This window comes from Micromonospora sp. NPDC093243, assembly GCF_044753725.1.
Classification (GTDB): Bacteria; Actinomycetota; Actinomycetes; order Mycobacteriales; family Micromonosporaceae; genus Micromonospora.
Genome location: NZ_JBIVNT010000002.1, coordinates 920930 through 943138, shown reverse-complemented (window position 1 = coordinate 943138; position 22209 = coordinate 920930). Strand labels below are relative to the sequence as shown.

At 72.8% G+C, this 22209-nt stretch carries 22 protein-coding genes; 9 read left to right on the top strand and 13 right to left on the bottom strand.

Features of this window, described 5'->3' with window-relative positions:
- Nucleotides 1-79: 79 nt before the first annotated feature.
- Nucleotides 80-2866 (top strand): phosphoenolpyruvate carboxylase, encoded by a 2787-nt coding sequence (gene ppc / locus ACIP9D_RS09245; protein WP_350867288.1) that lies wholly within the window; start codon nucleotides 80-82, stop codon nucleotides 2864-2866.
- Nucleotides 2867-2932: 66 nt separating this feature from the next.
- Here ppc and ACIP9D_RS09240 read toward each other — a convergent pair whose 3' ends face one another.
- Nucleotides 2933-3739, bottom strand: coding sequence for a hypothetical protein (locus ACIP9D_RS09240; RefSeq protein WP_350867290.1), 807 nt, complete (start codon nucleotides 3737-3739; stop codon nucleotides 2933-2935).
- A gap of 54 nt (nucleotides 3740-3793) precedes the next feature.
- Here ACIP9D_RS09240 and ACIP9D_RS09235 point away from each other — a divergent pair, with 54 nt between their 5' ends.
- Nucleotides 3794-4960 carry a DNA recombination protein RmuC gene (locus ACIP9D_RS09235; protein WP_350867291.1) on the top strand — a complete coding sequence of 389 codons (1167 nt, stop codon included), beginning with the start codon at nucleotides 3794-3796 and terminating at the stop codon, nucleotides 4958-4960.
- A gap of 28 nt (nucleotides 4961-4988) precedes the next feature.
- On the opposite strand, the gene ACIP9D_RS09230 is transcribed toward ACIP9D_RS09235, so the two are convergent.
- On the bottom strand, nucleotides 4989-5426 hold the full coding sequence (locus ACIP9D_RS09230) for a hypothetical protein (protein WP_350867293.1): 438 nt from the start codon (nucleotides 5424-5426) through the stop codon (nucleotides 4989-4991).
- 45 nt (nucleotides 5427-5471) lie between these two features.
- Entirely contained in the window at nucleotides 5472-6461 is a 990-nt protein-coding gene (locus ACIP9D_RS09225) for a 4-hydroxy-3-methylbut-2-enyl diphosphate reductase (protein WP_350867295.1), read from the bottom strand.
- 142 nt (nucleotides 6462-6603) lie between these two features.
- On the opposite strand from ACIP9D_RS09225, the gene xseA reads away from it, so the two are divergent.
- Nucleotides 6604-7824 (top strand): exodeoxyribonuclease VII large subunit, encoded by a 1221-nt coding sequence (gene xseA / locus ACIP9D_RS09220; protein WP_350867296.1) that lies wholly within the window; start codon nucleotides 6604-6606, stop codon nucleotides 7822-7824.
- Nucleotides 7825-7857: 33 nt separating this feature from the next.
- Nucleotides 7858-8079: an exodeoxyribonuclease VII small subunit gene (locus ACIP9D_RS09215; protein ID WP_350867298.1), complete on the top strand. Its 222-nt coding sequence runs from the start codon at nucleotides 7858-7860 to the stop codon at nucleotides 8077-8079.
- A gap of 60 nt (nucleotides 8080-8139) precedes the next feature.
- On the opposite strand, the gene ACIP9D_RS09210 is transcribed toward ACIP9D_RS09215, so the two are convergent.
- A complete protein-coding gene (locus ACIP9D_RS09210) occupies nucleotides 8140-8988 on the bottom strand; it encodes a hypothetical protein (RefSeq protein WP_350867300.1) in 849 nt (282 codons plus the stop codon).
- A 231-nt stretch (nucleotides 8989-9219) separates the two neighbouring features.
- Nucleotides 9220-9984: a DUF4245 domain-containing protein gene (locus tag ACIP9D_RS09205; RefSeq protein WP_350867302.1), complete on the bottom strand. Its 765-nt coding sequence runs from the start codon at nucleotides 9982-9984 to the stop codon at nucleotides 9220-9222.
- Between the two features lie 157 nt (nucleotides 9985-10141).
- Between ACIP9D_RS09205 and glpX the strand changes: the two genes are divergently transcribed.
- Nucleotides 10142-11173: a class II fructose-bisphosphatase gene (glpX, locus tag ACIP9D_RS09200; protein ID WP_350867303.1), complete on the top strand. Its 1032-nt coding sequence runs from the start codon at nucleotides 10142-10144 to the stop codon at nucleotides 11171-11173.
- Nucleotides 11174-11199: 26 nt separating this feature from the next.
- Nucleotides 11200-12138: a DMT family transporter gene (locus ACIP9D_RS09195; protein ID WP_350868765.1), complete on the top strand. Its 939-nt coding sequence runs from the start codon at nucleotides 11200-11202 to the stop codon at nucleotides 12136-12138.
- A gap of 74 nt (nucleotides 12139-12212) precedes the next feature.
- Here the strand turns inward: ACIP9D_RS09195 and ACIP9D_RS09190 are convergent, their stop codons facing one another.
- From ACIP9D_RS09190 to ACIP9D_RS09160, 7 genes are all read right to left on the bottom strand, one after another.
- A complete protein-coding gene (locus ACIP9D_RS09190; protein ID WP_350867305.1) occupies nucleotides 12213-13811 on the bottom strand; it encodes a hypothetical protein in 1599 nt (532 codons plus the stop codon).
- Between the two features lie 68 nt (nucleotides 13812-13879).
- Nucleotides 13880-14848 carry an NAD(P)/FAD-dependent oxidoreductase gene (locus ACIP9D_RS09185; protein WP_350867307.1) on the bottom strand — a complete coding sequence of 323 codons (969 nt, stop codon included), beginning with the start codon at nucleotides 14846-14848 and terminating at the stop codon, nucleotides 13880-13882.
- A gap of 135 nt (nucleotides 14849-14983) precedes the next feature.
- Complete coding sequence (locus ACIP9D_RS09180) at nucleotides 14984-15637, bottom strand: rhomboid family intramembrane serine protease (RefSeq protein ID WP_350867309.1); 654 nt, start codon at nucleotides 15635-15637, stop codon at nucleotides 14984-14986.
- 111 nt (nucleotides 15638-15748) lie between these two features.
- The gene (locus tag ACIP9D_RS09175) at nucleotides 15749-16429 is read right to left on the bottom strand and encodes a lytic transglycosylase domain-containing protein (protein WP_350867311.1); all 681 of its coding nucleotides are present in this window, start codon (nucleotides 16427-16429) and stop codon (nucleotides 15749-15751) included.
- 273 nt (nucleotides 16430-16702) lie between these two features.
- Nucleotides 16703-18118: a PhoH family protein gene (locus ACIP9D_RS09170; RefSeq protein WP_350867312.1), complete on the bottom strand. Its 1416-nt coding sequence runs from the start codon at nucleotides 18116-18118 to the stop codon at nucleotides 16703-16705.
- A gap of 434 nt (nucleotides 18119-18552) precedes the next feature.
- The gene (locus tag ACIP9D_RS09165) at nucleotides 18553-18888 is read right to left on the bottom strand and encodes a hypothetical protein (RefSeq protein ID WP_350867314.1); all 336 of its coding nucleotides are present in this window, start codon (nucleotides 18886-18888) and stop codon (nucleotides 18553-18555) included.
- Nucleotides 18889-18919: 31 nt separating this feature from the next.
- Nucleotides 18920-19264: a hypothetical protein gene (locus ACIP9D_RS09160; RefSeq protein WP_350867316.1), complete on the bottom strand. Its 345-nt coding sequence runs from the start codon at nucleotides 19262-19264 to the stop codon at nucleotides 18920-18922.
- A gap of 264 nt (nucleotides 19265-19528) precedes the next feature.
- Here ACIP9D_RS09160 and ACIP9D_RS09155 point away from each other — a divergent pair, with 264 nt between their 5' ends.
- The 3 genes from ACIP9D_RS09155 to otsB all read left to right on the top strand — a co-directional run bounded on the left by ACIP9D_RS09155 (nucleotide 19529) and on the right by otsB (nucleotide 21383).
- The gene (locus ACIP9D_RS09155) at nucleotides 19529-19972 is read left to right on the top strand and encodes an XRE family transcriptional regulator (protein WP_350867318.1); all 444 of its coding nucleotides are present in this window, start codon (nucleotides 19529-19531) and stop codon (nucleotides 19970-19972) included.
- Nucleotides 19973-20134: 162 nt separating this feature from the next.
- Nucleotides 20135-20488, top strand: coding sequence for a hypothetical protein (locus ACIP9D_RS09150; RefSeq protein WP_350867320.1), 354 nt, complete (start codon nucleotides 20135-20137; stop codon nucleotides 20486-20488).
- Between the two features lie 70 nt (nucleotides 20489-20558).
- Entirely contained in the window at nucleotides 20559-21383 is an 825-nt protein-coding gene (otsB, locus tag ACIP9D_RS09145; RefSeq protein WP_350867322.1) for a trehalose-phosphatase, read from the top strand.
- Nucleotides 21384-21419: 36 nt separating this feature from the next.
- Here the strand turns inward: otsB and ACIP9D_RS09140 are convergent, their stop codons facing one another.
- A complete protein-coding gene (locus ACIP9D_RS09140; RefSeq protein ID WP_350867324.1) occupies nucleotides 21420-22190 on the bottom strand; it encodes an isoprenyl transferase in 771 nt (256 codons plus the stop codon).
- Nucleotides 22191-22209: the final 19 nt, after the last annotated feature.

Sequence of the window (22209 nt, the reverse complement as noted above, 5' to 3'; positions counted from 1 at the left end):
TCCTGCCTTCGGGGTCCGCGCGGATACCATCCAGGGAGTCGGACAGCGCTGTCCTTCGTATCCACGTAAGGAGCGCATCGTGACCGACCAGCACGACCACGACGGCCCCGACGCCGCACTGCGGGCCGACATCCGCCGCCTCGGCACCCTGCTCGGGCAGACCCTGGCCCGCCAGGAGGGCCGCCCCCTGCTCGACCTTGTCGAGGAGATCCGCGCGCTGGTCCGGTCCGACGCCCCGACCGCCGCCCAGCGGCTCGGCACGCTCGACGTCACCACCGGCACCAAGCTGGCCCGGGCCTTCTCCACCTACTTCCACCTGGCCAACATCACCGAGCAGGTGCACCGGGCCCGCGACCTGCGCCGCCGTCGGGCGGTGCACGGCGGCTGGCTCGACCAGGCGGCCAAGATGATCGCCGAACGTGGGGTGCCGGCCGAGGAGATCGCCGCGGTGGCCCGCCGGCTGGCGGTCCGACCGGTCTTCACCGCCCACCCGACCGAGGCGGCCCGCCGCTCGATCCTGTCGAAGCTGCGGGCGATCGCCGACGAGCTGGACGCCGAGACCGCGAACGCGATCCTCTACGGCGCCAGCGACGAGGGGCCGGCGAACCGGCGGCTGGCCGAGCTGCTCGACCTGATGTGGCAGACCGACGAGCTGCGGCTGGACCGGCCGGACCCGACCGACGAGGCGCGCAACGCCATCTACTACCTGCGCGACCTCTACGCCGAGGCCGCCCCGCAGGTCCTCGACGACCTCGCCGACACCCTGCGCACCCTCGGCGTGGAGACCTCGCCGACGGCCCGGCCGCTGAGCTTCGGCACCTGGATCGGCGGTGACCGGGACGGCAACCCGTTCGTCACCCCGACCGTGACCCGTGACGTGTTGAGCATCCAGCACGAGCACGGCATCGCGGCCACCGAGAAGGCGATGGACCACCTGATCAACGAGGTCTCCGTCTCCCGCCGGCTGCGCGGGGTGTCGTTGGACCTCTCGGCCAGCCTCGCGGCCGACCTGGACGCGCTGCCCGAGGTGGCGCCCCGGTTCCGCCGGGTGAACGCCGAGGAGCCCTACCGGCTCAAGGCGCGCTGCGTGAAGGCGAAGCTGACCAACACCCGGCAGCGGCTGCGCCAGGGCACCGCACACGTGCCCGGTCGCGACTACCGGGGCTCGGCCGAGCTGATCGCCGACCTGGAGCTGCTGCGCGCCTCACTGGCCCGCAACTCCGGCCAGCTCACCGCGGTCGGCCGACTGGCCTCCACCATCCGGACGGTCTCCGCGTTCGGTCTGCACCTGGCCACGATGGACGTCCGGGAGCACGCCGAGAAGCACCACGAGGTGCTGGCCCAGCTCTACGCGGCCGTCGGCGAGGTCTCCGACTACCCGGCGCTGACCCGGCTGGAGCGGACCAAGCTCCTCGCCGACGAGCTGACCGGCCGCCGCCCGCTCTCCACCGTGGACACTCCGCTCACCGAGTCGGCCCGCAAGACGTTCGACGTCTTCGGCACCATCCGGGAGGCGCAGGACCGGTTCGGCGCCGAGGTGATCGAGTCGTACATCATCTCGATGACCCTCGGCGTGGACGACGTGCTTGCCGCGGTGGTGCTCGCCCGGGAGGCCGGGCTGGTCGACGTGCACACCGGCCGGGCCCGGATCGGTTTCGTCCCGCTGCTGGAGACCCCGGCCGAGCTCAACGCGGGCGGCGAGCTGCTGGACGAGCTGCTCTCCCTGCCGGCGTACCGGGCGCTGGTCGCGGCCCGGGGCGACGTGCAGGAGGTCATGCTCGGCTACTCCGACTCCAACAAGGAGGCGGGCATCACCACCAGCCAGTGGTCGATCCACCGGGCGCAGCGCGCGCTGCGTGACGTGGCCGCCCGGCACGGGGTGCACCTGCGGCTCTTCCACGGCCGGGGCGGCACGGTGGGACGCGGCGGCGGGCCCACGCATGAGGCGATCCTGGCCCAGCCGTACGGCACGCTGGACGGCGCGATCAAGGTGACCGAGCAGGGCGAGGTCATCTCCGACAAGTACACCCTGCCGTCGCTGGCCCGGGAGAACCTGGAGCTGACGCTGGCCGCGGTGCTCCAGGCCACCCTGCTGCACACCGCACCCCGGCAGCCCGCCGAGCTGCTGGAGCGCTGGGACGCCGCGATGGAGGTGGTCTCCGACTCGGCGTACCGCTCGTACCGCTCGCTGGTCGAGGACCCGGACCTGCCCGCGTACTTCTGGGCGTCCACCCCGACCGAGCTGCTCGGCGCGCTCAACATCGGCTCACGCCCGGCGAAGCGGCCCAACACCGGCGCCGGCCTGGCCGGGCTGCGGGCCATCCCGTGGGTGTTCGGCTGGACGCAGACCCGCCAGATCGTGCCCGGCTGGTTCGGCGTGGGCTCCGGGCTGGCCGCGGCCCGCGAGGCCGGGCTGGCGGACGTACTGGCCGAGATGCACCGGAACTGGCACTTCTTCCGGACGTTCCTCTCCAACGTGGAGATGATGCTCACCAAGACCGACCTGAGCATCGCCCGCCGCTACGTCGAGACGCTGGTGCCCAAGGCGCTGCACCCGATCTTCCACCAGATCGAGCAGGAGTACGAGCTGACCAAGCGCGAGGTGCTGGCGGTGACAGCCTCCCCCGCGCTGCTGGAGAACTCCCCGGTCCTGCAGCGCACCCTCGCGGTGCGCGACACCTACCTGGAGCCGCTGCACCACCTTCAGGTGGCGCTGCTGCGGCAGTACCGGGAGTCGGGCGCGGCGGGTCGGGCGGTGGCCACCGCGCCGGGCGGCCGCCGGGCGCCGAGCGACGGTACGGCGCTGGAGCGCGCCCTGCTCACCACGGTCAACGGCATCGCCGCCGGGATGCGCAACACCGGCTGACCCGACCCGACACACGAGTGAGCGGCAGCCGCCTGTCAGGTGGCTGCCGCTCAGTCGTCAGCAGGATCAGAAGTCGCCGCCGCCGCCGAAGTCGCCCCCGCCGAAGTCCCCACCACCGAAGTCGCCGCCGCCGAAGTCCCCACCGCCGAAGTCGCCGGCCTGGTCACCACCGGCCTCGCCGCCCTGACCGTCGCCGCCCTGGCCGTCGCCGTAGTCGGCGCCGTCGCCGAAGCCCTCCTGGTAGCCGGCCTCGTAGCCGTAGCCCGGGTCGGCGAAGGCCGGGGAGAAGAGCGCGTCGGCGATCAACATGCCGCCCAGCACACCGGCACCGGCGCCGAGGGCGGTCTTCCACCACGGCGTCGAGTACCAACCGGCCGGCACCGGACGCCCCTGGTAGCGCCCGCCCGGGTAGTAGTAGGGGGTGTCCCGGCCCGGCTGCGGGCCGGCCTTGAAGGTCTGCCCCTGCACCTCGACCTGGCGCTCCCGGGTCAGCTCGCCGGTGCCCGTCGCGGCGGCGAGCGGCGGCAGCTCGGGCCCAGGGTCGATGCCGAGCGCGATCCGGGCCGCCCGCGCGTAGGCGAGCCCCTCCAGCGCGGTCTCCCGGGCCAGCCGGTACTGCTGCACCGTGCGGGCCTGCTCGAGCTGGCTGCCGGCCGCGTTGTACCGCTCACCGGCGTCGACGAGCGCCTGCCGGACCGCCGGGGCGTCGCCGTGCAGGTTCATCACCTGACCGCCCAGGCGCTCGTACCAGCGCTGGGCGTCCGCCCGCACGTCGGCCAGGCTCCGGGCCTCCCGCGCGGCGGCCTCCCGCCGCCACCAGACGAACGCCCCCAGCAGCAGCACCACCAGGATGACCACCAGCAGAAGTTCCATGGGCACGAAGGTACCCGGGCAGGCAACGTCGTACGCGTTTGGCAAGCTTCAGTGATGGACTTCCCGACGCTGGCCGTGGTGGTGCTCTGCCTCGGCGCCGGCGGCGCGGTGGGCTGGCTCGCGGCCCGGTCCCGCTCCGCGGCCGAGATCGCCCGGCTGGACGCGACGCTGCGTGCCACCCGGGAGGGTGAGGGGCGCCTTGAGCAGTCCATGCGGGCGCTGAGCTACGAGGCGACGGCCCAGTCGCAGGAGGCGGTGGCCCGGGCGGTCGCCCCGCTGCACGACACCCTGCGCCGCTACGAGCAGCGGGTGGCGGAGCTGGAGCACGACCGGGTCGACGCCTACGCCGAGCTGCGCGAGCAGGTCCGCTCGATGAGCGCGGTCTCCGGCGAGCTGCGCACCGAGACCAAACAGCTGGTGGCGGCGCTGCGCGCACCCCAGGTACGCGGGCGCTGGGGCGAGCATCAGCTGCGCCGGATCATCGAGGCGGCCGGTCTGCTGGAGCACTGCGACTTCGCCGAGCAGGTCACCTCGACCACCACCGACCAGCAGGTGGTCCGCCCCGACCTGGTGGTCCGGCTGCACGGCGGCCGGTCGGTGGTGGTCGACGCCAAGGCGCCGTTCGACGCCTACCTGACCGCGATGGAGGCGCGCGACGAGCGGGGCCGGGACACCCACCTCGACGCGCACGCCCGGCACCTGCGCGCGCACGTCGACGCGCTGGCCGCCAAGTCCTACTGGTCGGCCTTCGACAGCACGCCGGAGTTCGTGGTGCTCTTCGTGCCGGCCGACCCGTTCCTCGACGTGGCCCTCCAGCGCGACCCGACGCTGCTGGAGCACGCCTTCGCCCGCAACGTGGTGCTGGCCACGCCGGCCACCCTGGTCGCGCTGCTGCGCACCGTCGCCTACTCCTGGCGGCAGGAGGCGCTGGCCCGCAACGCGGTGGCGGTGCACTCGCTGGCCCGGGAGCTGCACGGCCGGCTCGCCACCCTCGGCGACCACGTCGGCAAGCTCGGCTCCGCGCTGGGTAGCGCGGTGACCGCCTACAACCGGGCGGTCGGTTCGCTGGAGGCCCGGGTGCTGGTCAGCGCCCGCAAGCTCGCCGAGCTGGGCGTCTCCGACCAGGAGCTGACGGCGCCGCCGCAGGTGGAGCTGGCGCCCCGGCAGCCGCAGGCGCCGGAGCTGCTCGACTCGACCGACGGCGAGCTGCCGGCCCGCTGATCCGGCGGGCCGGCTCGGTCAGGCCTGGTCAGGCCCGCTGCGCGCTCTCCACCACGAACGGGGTGCCCTGCTGGCAGGTGGTCATCATGTTCGGCTCGACCCGGCCGCTGACGGTGACCTTCGCTCCCGCGGTCAGCACGTTGCGCGGGCCGCCGACCAGCAGGTAGCCGTCGAGCAGCAGACAGCCCGGCTCGACCCCGGGAGCGATCGTGCCCGTCAGCGTGGTGGCGCCCACCGGCGGCGGCAGGGTGGGACCACCGGGGCTCTTCGGCGGGCGGGTCGGGCTGGTCGAGGGTGCCGGCGGGGTCGCCGGGGTGGGGGTCGTCGCCGGGGTCGCGGGCTGTTCGGTCACCGGGGGTGCTCCCGTCGCCGTGGAGGTGGGGGTGCCGGCGTCGTCCGCCGCGCCGCACGCGGTCAGGGCCACGCCGGCGAGCAGGGCTACGACGGTGAGTCGAAGGGTCTTCATACCCGTATCAGACGTGCCGGGGTGGCCGGTCGTTCCCGGGCGCGGTCAGCCTCGGGCCGCGGCGGCGGCCCGCATGTCCCGCTTGAGTTCCTGCGGCAGCGAGAAGGTCAGCCGCTCGTTGGCGGTGGTGATCTCCTCCACGTCGGCGAAACCGCGCGCGGCGAGGTGCGCCAGCACCTGCGAAACCAGCTCCTCCGGCACGCTGGCACCCGAGGTCAGGCCGACCGTGCGGGCCCCCTCCAGCCAGGCGTCGTCGATCTCGTGGGCGAAGTCGACCAGGTGGCCGGCGCGGGCGCCGGCATCCAGCGCCACCTCGACCAGGCGGACCGAGTTGGACGAGTTGCGCGAGCCCACCACGATCACCACGTCGCACTCCGCGGCGATCTCCTTGACCACGTGCTGGCGGTTGGAGGTGGCGTAGCAGATGTCGTCGCTGGGCGGCGACTGGAGCATCGGCAGCCGCTTCTTCAGCCGCGCGACCGTCTCCAGCGTCTCGTCCACCGACAGGGTCGTCTGGGAGAGCCAGACCACCTTGTTCGGGTCGCGGACCGTGACCTTGTCGGCATCCTCCGGCCCGTCGACGAGCTGGATGTGCGCGGGGGCCTCACCGGCGGTGCCGATGACCTCCTCGTGCCCTTCGTGACCGATCAGCAGGATGTCGTAGTCGTCGGCGGCGAACCGCTTCGCCTCGTGGTGCACCTTGGTGACCAGCGGGCAGGTCGCGTCGATCGCCTTCAGCGAGCGCGCCCGGGCCTGCTCGTAGACCTCCGGGGCGACCCCGTGTGCGGAGAAGATGACGGTGGCGCCCTCCGGCACCTCGTCGTTCTCCTCCACGAAGATCGCGCCCTGCGCCTCAAGGGTCTGCACCACGTGCTTGTTGTGCACGATCTCCTTGCGGACGTAGATCGGCGCGCCGTAGAGCTTGAGCGCCTCCTCCACGGTCTGCACCGCACGGTCGACGCCCGCGCAGTAGCCGCGGGGCTTGGCCAGGAGCACGCGCTTGCCGGTCTGGGGAGTCGCCTGAACCTCGGTCACCCGCCCATCGTACGTGCCGGCCGAGAAGGGGACATCCGCTGCGCGCGTGACCCCGGGCCCGGTGATCAAGAGATTCGGGTCAGAAACGCGCCTGGGGTGACGCAAACTTCTTGATCACCGGGGAGGTCCGTAGGGTGGGCGGGTGAGCACGGACGAGGTGGGGCGGAGCACGTCCGAGGAGCCGTGGCCGGTCCGGGTGGTCAGCCAGAAGGTCGGCGCCTGGATCGCGCGGCTCGGCTGGGTGTGGGTCGACGGGCAGGTGGCGCAGATCAGCCGCCGGCCCGGGGCCAGCACGGTCTTCCTCACCCTGCGCGACCCGTCGGCCGATCTGAGCCTGACCGTCACCACCAACCGGGACGTCCTCGACTCCGGCGCTCCGGAGTTGAGCGAGGGCGCCCGGGTGGTGCTGCACGCCAAGCCCGAGTTCTACGCCGCGCGCGGCACGCTGAGCCTGCGCGCCGACGAGATCCGCCAGGTGGGCCTCGGTGAGCTGCTGGCCCGGCTGGAGAAGCTCAAAAAGCTGCTCGCGGCCGAGGGGCTCTTCGACCGGGCCCGCAAGCGCCGCCCGCCGTTCCTGCCCCGCCGGATCGGGCTGATCACGGGTCGGGCCTCGGCGGCCGAGCGGGACGTGCTCACCAACGCCCGGCGGCGCTGGCCGGCGGTGGAGTTCCGGACGGTCAACGTGGCGGTGCAGGGCCCGAGCGCGGTGCCGCAGATCGTGGACGCGCTCAAGGTGCTCGACGCCGACCCGACCATCGACGTGATCATCATCGCCCGTGGTGGCGGCGGCATCGAGGATCTGCTCCCCTTCTCCGACGAGGCGCTCTGCCGGGCGGTCTTCGGCTGCCGTACGCCGGTGGTCAGCGCCATCGGCCACGAGACGGACACCCCGTTGCTGGACTACGTCGCCGACGTGCGGGCGTCCACCCCCACCGACGCGGCCAAGCGGGTCGTCCCCGATCTCGCCGAGGAGGTACGCCTCATCGGCCAGGCCCGCAACCGGCTGGAGCGCGCGGTGCGCAACATGGTCGACCGCGAGGCGCACCGCCTCGACGCGGTGCGCTCCCGGCCGGTGCTGGCCCGCCCGCAGGTGATGGTCGACCAGCGGGCCACCGAGCTGACCGCGCTGCGCCAGCGGGCCGGCCGCTGCCTGGACCACCGGCTGGCCGCCGCGGGCGACGAGCTGCGCCACACCCTGGCCCGGCTGCGCGCGCTCTCCCCGGCCGCCACCCTCGACCGGGGGTACGCGATCGTGCAGCGCGCCGACGGGCACGTGGTCCGCGCCGCCTCCGAGGTGGGCAAGGGCGACCCGCTGCGGGTACGCCTCGCCGACGGCGAACTGGCCGCGACGGTGGACGGATGAGCCGGCGCGCCGGCGTGTGCTGGGATGGAGCCGATGACTGACGAGACGAAGGCCGGGCCGGACGAGCGGCTCAGCTACGAGCAGGCTCGCGCCGAACTGGCGTCGGTGGTGGAGCGGCTGGAGGCCGGCGGCACCTCGCTGGAGGAGTCGCTGTCGCTCTGGGAGCGCGGCGAGGCGCTGGCGGTGATCTGCCAGCGCTGGCTGGACGGTGCCCGGGCCCGGATCGACGCGGCCCGGCAGGAACCCGCCTCCTGACCCGCCCGGCCGGAGCGACGCGCGGGCACGGGGAGGCTCCCCATGCCCGCGCGACGAGGGTCAGTTGAAGAGGTTGTACAGCTCCGGCGGGGCCTCGACGACCTGGGCCGCCGGCGGCTTCTGCGCGGCCGTGGCGTTGCCGTAGTCGGAGTAGGTGATCCGGACGTCCTGCGCCTTGGCCTGGCCCGCCGCCGGAATCTGGATCACCAGCTCGCTGAGCCGGCCCTGCGGGTCCACCTTCGCGGTGAACGGCACCGACTGGGCCTGCGGCCCGAGCGCGGTGATCATCGTGGCGTCCAGCGAGCCGGCCTCGGCGGCCTTCGACACGTCGATGGTGCCGGCGTACGTGCCCTCGCCGGTCTGCCGGACCTCGGTGACCCCCTGGGTCAGCACCTCACTGCCGGCCGGGTCGAGCTTGTCGAAGTCGAAGCCGAGGTTGCGGTTGCCCTTGATCCGGGTCTGGTCGAGGTGCTGGTACTTGCCGAGGTTCAGCTTCTGCAGGCCGGGCACGCTGCTGGCCGCCTTGCCGCCCAGGTCCACCTTCACCCAGCTGTCCGGCCGGGAGTGGATGACGTCGAGCGTCATCGACAGGTCCGAGGATGCGTCGCCGATCGACACCCGCATCTGGGCGCTCTGGGACGGCTCGTGCACCAGTCCCTCGGCGGTGCTGCCCCCGCCGGTCATGCTGAACCGGAAGTTTCCGTCCCGGATCGCCGTGGTCGAGGCGAGCAGGGCCTGCTTGGCGTCGCCCGCCGCCGGCGACGCGGTGCCACCGGCGGTGGCCGTGGCCGTTCCCGAGGCGCTCGGCGAGGCGGAGCTGCCCGGTGTGCCGGCGGCGTTGCAGGCGGCCAGGCCGGGAGTGAACAACGCGGCGGCCACCAGGCCGGCGCTCAGTCGTCGAACAGTCATCTGCGTCTCCCAAGAGGGGGTCACCCGACGCGTTGACGGCGCCGGAAACCGGGCGACGCAGCACGACCGTCGACTGCGCCGCGCGAACCCGAGCCGGCCGGGTCCGCTCCTCTCCTGTTCCCTGTCGGGGCGTCGCACAATCACCGTTCTGTCCGGTTACCCCGTTCGGGTACGCGAAAGGGGCGGCGGAGGAGCCGGTGAAGCCGGACCGCGAAGAGGCGCGCCGGACGGTCAGCGAAGTGCGGCGGCCAGCTGACGCAGCTCGGTCTCCCGGGCGTCACCCACCACGATCACCGTCCGGCCCGGCTCCAGCAGCACCAGCGCCTGCTCGTTGCCGCGCGCGGTGTACCGCTGCCAGTTCCGCCCGGCGAGGTCGGCCTGCCCCTGCGGCTGCGCCTGGTCGGTCAGCTCGGCGGGCAGCAGCCGCTCGGCCGGCACGTTGCTCTGCACCAGCTGGGCGCCCCGGCCCTCCGGGGTCAGGTAGCCGATCCGCAGGTTCGCGCCGCCCTCGACGGTCTGGTAGTTGGCGCTGACCGTACGCCAGTCGGAGCCGAGGTCGGCCGGCTGGCTGACCGGGAAGGCGTTGGCCGACCGGGCCTGGTCGATCGCGGCCGTCGGGTCGACCGTGCTCGCCTGGTCCCCGCCGAGGAAGCCCCGGTAGAACGCCAGCAGCAGAGCGATCGGGATCAGCAGTACCAGCAGCGAGATCGCCATGTCCTTCGGCGACCGCTCCGATCGGCGGGCGTCGACGGCGGCCGGCGGAGCCGGCGGATCCAGCGGCGCGGCGACCATCGGCTGCCGCCCGGCGACGGACGGCGGCACCTGCGGCCCGGGACCGGTCGGCTCGACCATGGCCGGCTCGCCCGCGGTGGCGTCGGCGGCCCGGGCGTCGGCAGCCTGGGCGTCGGCGGGCGGGACGCCCGGGCCGGTCGGGGTCGGGTCGCCGGTCGGCGTCGGCTCGGCGGGTACGCGGTCGGCAGGCTGTGCGGGTTCCACCCCACCATTCTCGCAGCCGCCCGACCGGCGGTATCCGGGCCATCACCGCCCCGGCCCGGCACCCGATCCGCCATCGTGTGAGGATCAGCGACAAAGCCGGCGGCAGCGGACGCCCGTACCGCCGGTCCACCCCGCACCGTCGCGAGGAGGAGCCGTCATGACGAACACCAGGACCCGGATCCCGCAGAATCTGGACCGCAACCTTGCCCTCGACCTGGTCCGCGTCACAGAGGCAGCGGCGATGGCCGCCGGCCGGTGGGTCGGCCGTGGCGACAAGGAGGGCGGCGACGGGGCCGCCGTCGACGCCATGCGCAAACTGATCAACTCGATCCCGATGCGGGGCGTCGTGGTGATCGGCGAGGGCGAGAAGGACAACGCACCGATGCTCTTCAACGGTGAGGAGGTCGGTGACGGGACCGGTCCGGAGGTGGACGTCGCGGTCGACCCGATCGACGGCACCACCCTGATGAGCAAGGGCATGCCGAACGCCCTCGCGGTGCTGGCGGTCGCCGAGCGGGGCGCGATGTTCGACCCCAGCGCGGTCTTCTACATGGAGAAGCTCGCCGTCGGCCCGGTCTACGCCGACGTGGTGGACATCAACGCCGGGGTGGCCGACAACCTGCGCCGGATCGCCAAGGTCAAGGGCACCGACATCTCCGAGGTGACGGTCTGCGTCCTCGACCGGCCCCGGCACAAGGACCTGGTCAGCCAGATCCGGCGGGCCGGCGCCGGCATCCGGTTCATCTCCGACGGCGACATCGCAGGCGCCATCGCGGCGGCCCGGGGCGAGTCGGACGTCGACGTGCTGATGGGCATCGGCGGCACCCCGGAGGGGATCACCTCAGCCTGCGCGCTGAAGTGCATGGGCGGGGTGATGCAGGCGAAGCTCTGGCCCAAGGACGACGAGGAGCGGGAGAAGGCACTGGCCGCCGGGCACGACCTGGACCGGGTACTCACCACCGACGACCTGGTCACCGGGGACAACTGCTTCTTCGTGGCGACCGGCGTGACCTCGGGCGACCTGCTGCGCGGGGTGCGTTACCGGGCCGGTGGCGCGTACACCCAGTCGATCGTGATGCGCTCCAAGAGCGGCACGATCCGGGTGATCGACTCGTACCACCGGCTCGAGAAGCTGGCGCTCTACTCGGCCGTCGACTTCGACGGCCGGCCCCTGGCCGAACAGGAGTGAGCGCGGGCACAACCGAACAGGCCACCCTGCCGGCGACCCAGCGGATCGTCGGGGTGGGCCTGGCGACCGTCTCCGGCCTCGCCGTGGCCGGGCAGTCCCGGATCAACGGCGAACTCGGCGTACGCCTGGCCGACGGCTTCGCCGCCGCGGTGGTCTCCTTCGGCGTGGGTCTGCTGGTGCTGCTGGCGTTGGTCCCCGCCACCCCGACCGGGCGGCGCGGCCTGGTCGCCGTCCGCAGGGCACTCGCTGCCGGCGCCCTGCGACCCTGGCAGTGCCTGGGCGGCGTGTGCGGCGCGTTCCTGGTGGCCACCCAGGGGCTCACCATCGGCACGCTCGGCGTGGCGGTGTTCACCGTCGCGGTGGTCGCCGGCCAGTCCGGCAGCAGCCTGGCGGTGGACCGGGCCGGCATCGGCCCGACCGGCCGACAGGCGGTCACCGCCCAGCGCCTCACCGGCGCCGCACTCACCGTGGTCGCGGTACTGCTGGCGGTCAGCGACCGGCTCGGCGACCCGGGTGCCCTGGTGCTGGCGGTGCTGCCGCTGCTGGCCGGGATCGGCATCGCCTGGCAGCAGGCGGTCAACGGACGGGTCCGGGCCGCCGCGGACAGCGCGTTGACCGCCACCCTGATCAACTTCGCCGTCGGCACGACCGCGCTGCTGGTCGCGTTCGCCATCGACATCGCGGTACGCGGCTGGCCGGCCGGGAGCCTGCCGACCGAGCCCTGGCTCTACCTGGGCGGCCCGATCGGCATCGTGTTCATCGCGCTCGCCGCCGCCATCGTGCGCTTCACCGGCGTCCTGCTGCTCGGATTGGCCACCATCGCCGGTCAGATCGTCGGCGCCGTCCTGCTGGACCTGGCCCTCCCGACGGAGGCCTCGCACCCCAGCCTCACCACCCTGCTCGGCGCCGCCCTCACCCTGGTCGCCGTGCTCGTCGCCGCGTTGGCGCCAGCCCGGCCGAGCTGAGCGAGCGCCCGAGGCCGGAGCGGTCAGACCGCGCTGATGGCCGACCTGATCGGCCTACCCTGACCCGCGGCCGGTCAGCCGGTCGACATGATTGACAGCGGCGGATATGGCGGATCGGTGGTCGCGGCGGTAGCGGTGGGCCGTCCGACCAGCCGGGCCGCGCGCCACCCCAGGAGCAACCCCGGCACGCTGGCCAGCAGGGCCAGCAGCACCGCCGCCCAGGTGTACGCGGGCCGCCCGTAGAGCCAGCCGCCCAGCGGCAGGACGGCCAGTGCGGCGGCGAGCGCGGCGGCCAGGAAGACCTCCACCGTCCACTGGGCGGGGGCGCCGCGAGCCCAGGCCGGAATCAGGGCCAGCAGCGGCACGCCGACCAGCAACGGCAGGAACGCGACCAACTCCACCGTGGCCAGAATGGAGTTGTCGAGCCAGACCGCGACCAGTAGCGCCACGGCCGGGATTCCGAGCCCGACCAGGGTGCCCGGCAGCCACGAGCCGATGCCGGCGCGACGCCCGGCCCGGGCGCCGGAGACCGTGAGCACCGTCGCGATCAGCGCGAGCCCGAGGAGCACCGCCCGGAGCGGATCCGTGCCCCGGTCAGCCGGGGTGCTCCCGCCGAGCGTCGGTGGCCGTCCCTCGAACGGATGGTTACGCACCACGGCTCCGGCGAAGCCGACCCGCTCCCAGACACCATCCGCTCGGCGCAGGGCGAAGCCGTCCCGGCCGTTGGCGACCAGCACCACGTGCCGGCCGTCGTCGGTGTCCTGCACGGTCAACTCCTGTCCGGCGACCCGTTCGCCACCCCGGCCGGGCTGTTGGTACTGCTGGATCAGCACGGCCCGCTGCGCCTTGGTCACCTCCCAGGCCAGGCGCCAGGTCCGGCCCGCGTCGTCACTCTGCTCCACACGGATCCGTCCCGACGCCAGGCGGTAGCACCGCGCCGGCACCGCGGCCGAGCAGCCCTGCCGGACCGGCTCGGCCGCCGGCAGGATCCGGCTTCTCAGCGCCTCCTCCTCGGTCCCGGTCGGATCCCGCCAGGTCGTTCCGCCGTCCGCGCTCAGCCGCCAGGTGTTGGCGAAGGAGGCGTAGCTGTCGTAACCGGTCCCGAAGCCGGCGACCAACCGCCCGTCGGCGACCGTCGCCTGGACCGCGTCGGGGTAGTGCACCGGGCTCGTCGCGGCGACTGCGAACATCGCCGCGGGGAGCAGCACCAGCAGCCGGACGAGCCGCGCCGAGCGACGGCCTACCGGCTCACGCCGGGCTCGGGACCAACTCCAGGCGGCCACGAGCAGCGCGGGCAGGGTGAGCAGATCGGTGCGGTCCGCCCGGACCAGCGAGGGCCCGCTGACCACGCTCCAGACCGCCGAGGCGCCGGCGGCGGCGTACCCGCTCGATTTCACCACCGCGAAGCCGACGCAGACCAGACCGAGCCCGACCCCGACGGCGGCGCGGACCGGCAGCCGGGGCGCCACGAGGGTCAGCAGGACAGCGACCAGTGGCGGCGCGATCACCAGGCCGGCGACGTCGCTGAGCTTGCCGGTCACCAGCCCCGGGAAGGCCGCCTTGAGCAGCTGGTCGTTGACCACGAGCAGGACCAGGGCGGCCACGGAGAACGGGTGCCCCAGCCAGGCCAGGGCCACCGGCGCGCTGTCGCGGGGCGGGGACAGGTCGGTCATCGGCTCACGGTCGCAGCGCCGGATCTCGATCCGGCCACGCCAGGAACAGCTTCCGGTACCGGTCCCGGTCAGCTGCCGTCGGAGGAGTGGCCCGGGAAGAGGTGCGCGCTCGGGTCGATCACCACGGCCGCGTTGTTCACCGCCGTCGCCGCCTCGCCGAAGCCGGTGGCGATCAGCCGGACCTTGCCCGGGTACTCGGTGATGTCACCGGCCGCGAAGATCCGCGGCAGGTTGGTGGCCATGGCGCTGTCCACCACGATGTGCCGGCGGTCCAGTCGCAGCCCCCACTCGGCGAGTGGTCCGAGGTCGGCGGTGAAGCCGAGAGCCGCGACGACCGTGTCGACCGGCAGGGTCTCGGCCGCGCCGCCCCGGACGGTGATCTCGGCACCGGTGACGGCGCCGTCGCCGTGCAGCCGGGTCAGCTCGGCGTTGACCACCACCCGGATCGGCAGGGCCAGCACCCTCGCGACGGTCGCGGCGTGCGCCCGGAACTTCTCCCGCCGGTGCACCAGCGTCACCGAGCGGGCCAGCGGATGCAGGGTGAGTGCCCAGTCGAAGGCCGAGTCGCCACCCCCGACGATCAGCACGTCCCGGCCCGCCAGCTCGGCCGGCTGCGGTACGAAGTAGACGATTCCCGCGCCGACGAAGTGTTCGGCGACCGGCAGCGGGCGGGGGGTGAAGCTGCCCAACCCACCGGTGACGATCACCGCGCCGCAGCTGAGCTGCTCGCCGCCGGCGAGGCCGAGCACCGGCCGCCCGTCGGCGTAGGAGAGCTTCTCGGCCCGGGTGCCGAGCAGGTAGCCCGGGTCGAACGGCGCCGCCTGGGCGACCAGGTTGGCCACCAGGTCACGGCCCTTGATCGACGGAAACCCGGCGACGTCGAGGATCAGCTTCTCCGGGTACATCGCGGTGACCTGGCCGCCCGGCTCGGGCAGGGCGTCGATCACCGCCACCGAGAGCCCCCGGAACCCGGCGTAGTACGCGGCGAAGAGACCGGCCGGACCGGCCCCGATCACGGCGACATCGACCTCGCGCATGGAGTACCGTCGCTTCCCGCTCGCGGATCAACGCGTGCTGATGCCGACGGTAGGGCGGCGACGCCGCCCGGGCAAGCACGTCCCGATCCGGCGCGGCCGGGTCGTCGATCCGAACGGGGTGCCGCGCGGCCCGGCTCAGGGCAGGGTTAGCGAGGACTCCGAGTGGTAGGGGCCACCCCGGTCGATGCGACGCCGGCGGAACAGGATCGCGGCAACGACCCCGCCGAGGAGCCCGAACAGGTGCCCCTGCCAGGAGATCCGCTCGTCGGTGGGGAGGATGCCGACCAACTGCCAGCCGTAGAGCAGGCCGACCAGCAGGAAGACCGCGAAGTTCCACCAGCTGCGCTCGACGATGCCGCGGGTGAGCAGGATCCCCAGGTAGCCGAAGATGACGCCGCTCGCCCCGACCACCACCGAGTTGGGCGAGCCGGTGAACCAGACGCCGAGCCCGCTGACCAGGATGATCACCAGGGTGGACCAGAGGAACCGGCGGGCGCCCGCGGCGAGCACGAAGGTGCCGAGCAGGATCAGCGGGATGCTGTTGCTGTAGAGGTGGTCGAAGCCGTGGTGCAGGAACGGCGAGAAGAAGACCCCGTCGAGGCCGTCGATGCGCTGCGGGATGATCCCGGCCGTGGTGTCGAGACTGAAGGCGAGACCCTGGTCGAGGGCTTCGATGAGGAAGAGGAACGGCACCACCGCGCACATCGCGACGAAGGCCCGACCGAGGGCGGCGTAGAACGCCTCGGTACCGAACCGGTGGGGGTCGCCACTTCCGGGGAGCAGGGTCACCCTCCAACTGCTATCAGCAAACGGGGCCGACCGCCACTCGCGTCCCGGCCGCCCGGACGGCGACGGCGGGGCAGATGGTGATCCATCCGCCCCGCCGGTCTCACATCCGGATCAGTACCAGCCCACGTCCTGCGAGTGCGCCCACGCCTTGCAGGGCGTGCCGTAGCGGCCCTCGATGTAGCCCAGGCCCCACTTGATCTGGGTCGCCGGGTTGGTCTGCCAGTCGTCGGCGACCGAGCCCATCTTGCTGCCCGGCAGCGCCTGCGGAATGCCGTACGCCCCGGACGAGGAGTTGCGGGCCTTGTGGTTCCAGCCGCTCTCCTTGGTCCAGAGCTTGTCCAGGCAGGGGAACTCCGCGATGCCGAAGCCCGCCTTGATCATCTCCGCGCAGCCGATCTTCCGGTTGCCGCTGAACTCCGAGCAGGAGGCGGGAATCGGCCCGGTGTACGGCTTGGCGGCCGCCTTCTGGGCCGCCTCCCGGTCGCGCTTGCGGGACGCGGCGGCCTGCTCGGCCTTGCGGGCCCGCTCGGCGGCCTCCTTGGCGGCCTCGGCGGCGCGCAGCTTGGCCTGGTACTCGGCCGCGCGCTGCTTGGCGGACTGCATCTGGTGGGCGGCCTGCCGCTCACGCTGATAGTCGTACTCCGCCTGGTCGACCTCCGCGCCGACCTGCGCGGTGAGGCCCTGTTGCTGGGTCTCCCGGTCTTCGCCCAGATAGAAGCCGCCGGCAACGCCCACGGAGAGCAGTGCGACGGCGGCCGTACGGGCACCCAACCGGCTCCACAGCCGACTCACGAAGTTTCCCTTCGTCGGGGGCAAGGACACGGCGCGGTCCCGGACCGTCGAGGCCGATCCCGCGCCGTGAGCGCCCCGACCGTCGCCGGCCAACGCCGACGGACCGGCATCCGCCGATCTCGCTCCAGTGGGGCGAACGATTCTCGACGATCTTTCCGGGGCGCGGGCGCTCGTGGGACACCATCGCGCACAGTGAGGCTGATGGGAAACCAAGAGACGCCTTTGTGACTTGCACCACAAAAAATATGCGGACGAATAGCTACATAACGGTCATCAACCGGGGGTGTCCTCCAGAAGATCCGTCACCATCGCGGCGATCGGAGACCGCTCCGAACGGCTGAGGGTGACGTGAGCGAAGAGCGGATGGCCCTTCAACGCCTCGATCACCGCGGTCACCCCGTCGTGCCGGCCGACCCGGAGGTTGTCCCGCTGCGCGACGTCGTGGGTGAGCACGACCCGGGAGCCCTGCCCGATCCGGGACAGCACGGTGAGCAGCACCCCCCGCTCCAGCGACTGGGCCTCGTCCACGATCACGAACGCGTCGTGCAGGCTCCGCCCCCGGATGTGGGTCAGCGGCAGCACCTCGAGCAGGCCGCGGGAGGTGACCTCCTCCAACACGTTCTCGTGCACCACCGAGCCGAGGGTGTCGAAGACCGCCTGCGCCCAGGGCGACATCTTCTCCGACTCGGAACCGGGCAGGTAGCCCAGCTCCTGGCCGCCCACGGCGTAGAGCGGGCGGAAGACGACCACCTTCTTGTGCCGGCGCCGCTCCATCACCGCCTCCAGGCCGGCGCAGAGCGCCAGGGCGGACTTTCCGGTGCCGGCCCGCCCACCGAGCGACACGATGCCGATCGACTCGTCCAGCAGCAGGTCCAGTGCGATCCGCTGCTCGGCGGAGCGCCCGTGCACACCGAACGCCTCCCGGTCGCCGCGGACCAGCCGTACGGTCTTGTCCGGCAGCACCCGACCGAGCGCCGACCCCCGCCCCGAGTGCAGCACCAGGCCGGTGTGGCAGGTCAGCCCGGCCGCCTCGTCCAGGTCGAGCGCCTCACCGGCGTAGAGCCGGCCGATCTGCTCCTCGCTGAGCTCCAGCTCCGACATCCCGGTCCAGGTCGGGTCGCCGGCCTGGCCGTGCCGGTACTCGTCGGCCCGCAGGCCGACCGAGGCGGCCTTGACCCGCAGCGGCATGTCCTTGCTGACCAGGGTCACCGCCCTGCCCTCGGTGGCCAGGTTAAGCGCCACCGAGAGGATCCGGGCGTCGTTGGACTCGGTACGAAAGCCGGGCGGCAGCACGCCGTCGTCGCTGTGGTTCAGCTCCACCCGCAGCGTGCCACCGGCGTCGTTGGCCGGCACCGGCCGGTCCAGCCGGCCGTGGCGTACCCGCAACTCGTCCAGCATGCGCAGCGACTGACGGGCGAACCAGCCGAGTTCGGGATGGTGCCGTTTGCCCTCCAACTCGGAGATCACCACCAGCGGCAGCACCACCTCGTGCTCGGCGAAGCGGTGGAACGCGGCAGGATCGGAGAGCAGTACCGAGGTGTCCAGGACGAAGACCTGGCCTGCTGGTCGCGGCTCCTTCGGGTCGGCCGGCGCGGCGGCCGCGGTACGGCGGCTCCGGCCTGCTCGGCGGGTCGTGGCAGTCGCGGCCGGGATCTGGTCGGCACCGGCGGTGTTACGGCGAGTCGTCACAGGCCTGCTCCGACGGATGGGCACCCGCCACCCGTGTTCCGCCTCCTCCGGTGCCCGGGGACACGGGGTCGGATGCGGGGCCCCGTGCGCGAGGTCGCAGGTCCGGGCGGCCGGTTGGCCCGGGAGAACCCCGTGCCATGCCTAGACGCTAGCCGCGTCCGGGCATCCCGGCTAGAGGGCGATCGTGGATCTTCGGAGACCGCCCGGTGAACGGCCGGACGGCCAGCGGCAGCCGGCGCGATCGGGCACGCCGGCTGCCGAGCCACGGGCGGCGGAGCCGGCCGGGATGCATGCCCCCTGCGCGCATCCCGGCCGGTGGGGCCACCGTCACCGGTCTGACGTGGCCCCGACGGTGCGTGTCCGCCGCGGACGACGCACCGCGTCTGGTCGCCGGCCGGTGGGGCGCCCCGCCCGGGGTTGCCCCACCGGCCGTCTCAACCGGTCCGTCGGACCAGGGTGCCGGTCGGGTGCCGCCCGGTGACCGGGGCGGCCGGCGCCGTGAACGACGAGCCGGTGTAGGTGGTGCCGGGGCGGACGACCGTCCCGCCCACCCGGATCGTGCTCGGCGGGGTCGCGGAGAGCGCCGACGCGATGGCGGCCTGCGCGTCCCGGCGCCGCCGGTTCCAGGCGCCGCGGTCGCCGTCGAAGTAGCCCTGCCGGTAGCCGAACCGGTAGCCGATGCGGTAGCTGAGCTGCCCGTGCAGCCGGCCGGCGGCGTAACTGGTCGCGCCGAGCACCAACACCAGGAAGATCGCGAGGAACGGGCTCATCGGGCGGCTCCGGTGTGCCGCGGATACCGGGTCATCGTTCCTCCGGCTCGACCGAGGTGGGATCGGCGACCAGCAGCCGGTCCAGGTCGTCGGTGCTGACCTCCTCGACCAGCTCGACGCTGATCCGGCAGCCGTCCAGGACCACCTCGGCCACCGACGACCGGCGGATCTCCCCGCCGGCGTCGTAGACCCGGACGCTCAGTTCCGGGCAGTTGAGGTGGGTGCGCCAGGCGTTCCACTCGGCCCGGTCGCCCACGCTCAGCGAGAGGTACCGGCAGCCCCGGGCGAGGTAGAGGCGCCAGGGGGCGCTCAGGCCGGCCTCGACCCCCTGGGCGATCAGGCTGAAGGCCTGGGCACGGGTCGCGAGTTCGGTCACCACACCCCCCTCGCACCGGGGGCGTGACGCATGTGAGCACCAATCGTCTCAGGCACGTGACACACCGTAGGTTGTCCCATGGGCGTGACAGTATCAGCTTTTCGTCCGTTTACCCTGACACCTACGGTGATCTATTCTGCCCAGGTGACACCCCTCAGAAGCGGCCGTGGATCGTTTACCGGGAATCCGAACCTCCCGTCACGTTCGCGTGACAGCAGCGTGCCGGGGACCCCGTCCCGGGCCGACTGGCCGTACCGTCACGAGGTGACCGAGACGGCCAACGCACGAAAGATCGCCTTCGCCACCTTCGTCCGACGCGCGCTCGACGAGGCGCGTGCCACCCGGGCGTGGAGCGGCACCGAGGTCTCTCGACGCACCGGCGTCTCCCGGCAGACCATCAACCGGTGGGTCCGCGGCGACTGGGCCAGCGACCCGGAGGCCGAACGGGTGGTGGCCTTCTGCGAGGGCCTCGGCCTCAATCCGGCCGCCGCGTTCGCCGCTCTCGGCTGGGACCGCACCGCCGCCGCCCCACGGGGCGGTCAGCCCGCCCCGCCGATGGACCCGGACGTGGAGGCGCTGCTGCGCCGGCTGGTCGACCCGAACGTGTCGGACGCGGAGAAGTTCCACATCCGTGAAACCATTCGCTACCTCGCTTATCGCCCAACTCTCCCGGTCGATGTCCGAAAGCGAGGGAAACAAGCCGGGTAGTTCCTCAGATGGCGAAAGAACGGCAGGTCAGACTCATTCGTTTCGCTCCGGGGCAGGAACGGGCACGCTAGCGTCCCTATTCGTACTGCTTGGGCTCGTCGTCGGCGGGGGGACGGGACAAGGCCGAACCCAGCCCTGCGGGACAGAAGGAGGGGTCTGTCCATGACCCTGAAATGGTTGGCAGTTGTGGTGGCCACGGTGTCGCTGACGCTGTGCGTCACCGGGAACGCGGTGACCCTCGCGGTCGACGGCGGGCAGCTTCCGCTGCTCGTGAACCTCTTCGCGCTCACCATCGCCGGCACCGCGGTCATCCTGGCCGTGCTGGCCGAGCTGCACGAACGGCTGAACGACCGGGTCAGCGCGCTCACCGAGTTCCTGGTGGCGCGGCTGAACGAGATCGAGTCGCACACCGGCGACCGCAACACCGGCTTCGTGGAGGGCTACCTGCTCAGCCACGGCCAGGAGGCGGCGGTGGTGCCCTTCGGACGCCGTGGACGGGGAGCCGCCGAACGCTGATTCCCGCGCCCTCGCCAAGGGGTCGTCTCGGCCACGAATGCGCCGCCGGAAGCGGGGTACGCTGACGCGCGTGCCGCCGTTGAATCTGGGCAACCAGCAGCCGAGGACCCCGTTGAACGCCGATGAGGCCTGGCAGACGACCGCCGATCGGGCGGCCGGAACCGTGCTCTTCTTCGACTTCGACGGCACCCTCGCGCCGGTCGACGACGACCCGACCGCCGTGCAGCCCGCCCCCAAGGTGGTGGCTGCGATCGAGGCGCTCGCGCCGTTGGTGCGACGGGTCGCGATCGTCTCGGCCCGTCCGGTGGAGTTCCTCCGCGAGCACCTCGGCGGCCTCGCCGGGGTCGACCTCTACGGCCTCTACGGCCTGGAGCACAGCCACTCGGGCGGCGAGACGGTGACCGAACCGGCCGCGCTGCCCTGGGTGCCGACCATGGGCGAGCTTGCCGACCTGGCCCGCCGCGAACTTCCCGCGGGCACCCTCGTCGAGTTCAAGCGGCTCTCCGTGGCGCTGCACTGGCGCACCGCGCCGCAGCTCGGTGAGGCGGTGCAGGAGTGGGGCCGGGCCCAGGCCGACCGCCTGGGGCTGCGGGTGCAGGCGGGTCGCATGGTGCTCGAGCTCAAGCCCCCGGTCGATCGGGACAAGGGCATGGTGATCGGCGAGGTGATCCGCGACGCCGGTGCCGCCTGGTACTTCGGCGACGACGTCTCCGACATCAAGGCGTTCGCCGCGCTGCGCGCGCGGGCCGCCGCCGACCCGGACTTCTTCGCCGTCTGCGTGGCGGTGGCCAACCCGGAGACCGGCCAGGAGGTGGCCACCGCGGCCGACCTCACCATCGACTCCCCCGCCGACCTCGGCGACTTCCTCACCGAGGCCACCCACCGCCTCGCCTGAGAGCCGGCCCCCGGCCTCCGGGCCGCCCGCTCGGGGTCAGGTGCCGTAGCGGCGTTGGCGGTTGGCGTACGAGCGCAGCGCCCGGAGGAAGTCGATGTGCCGGAAGTCGGGCCAGTTGAGTTCGCAGAAGTAGAACTCGGAGTGCGCCGACTGCCAGAGCATGAAGCCGGAGAGACGCTGCTCGCCGCTGGTCCGGATGACCAGGTCAGGGTCGGGCTGGCCACGGGTGTAGAGGTGCTCGGCGATGTGCTCGACGTCCAGCACCTCGGCCAGCTCCTCGATGGTGCCGCCGGCGGCCGCGTGCTCCAGCAGCAGGGACCGGACGGCGTCGGTGATCTCCCGCCGGCCACCGTAGCCGACCGCGATGTTCACCTCGGCCCCGCCGCTGCGGTCCCGGGTGCGCTCCTCGGCCGCCTTGAGCGCGGCCGCGGTCTGCGCGGGCAGCAGGTCGAGCGCGCCCACCATCCGCAGCCGCCAGGGGTTGCCCTCCTCGGCCAGCTCCACCACCAGGTCCTCGATGATCTGGAGCAGCGGGTCGAGCTCGCTGGCCGGCCGGCGCAGGTTGTCGGTGGCCAGCAGGTAGAGAGTGACGTGCGCGATACCGGCCTGGTCGCACCAGCCCAGCACATGCTTGATCTTGGCGGCGCCGACCCGGTGCCCGTCGTTCGGGTCGACGTAGCCCATCTCCTTGGCCCACCGCCGGTTGCCGTCACACATCACTCCGACGTGTCGGGGCACCGGCTTACCCACGAGCTTCGCCGTCAGGCGGCGCTCGTACACGGAGTAGATAAGGTTCCGCAGAGACATCACCTAGCAGCGTAGCGAC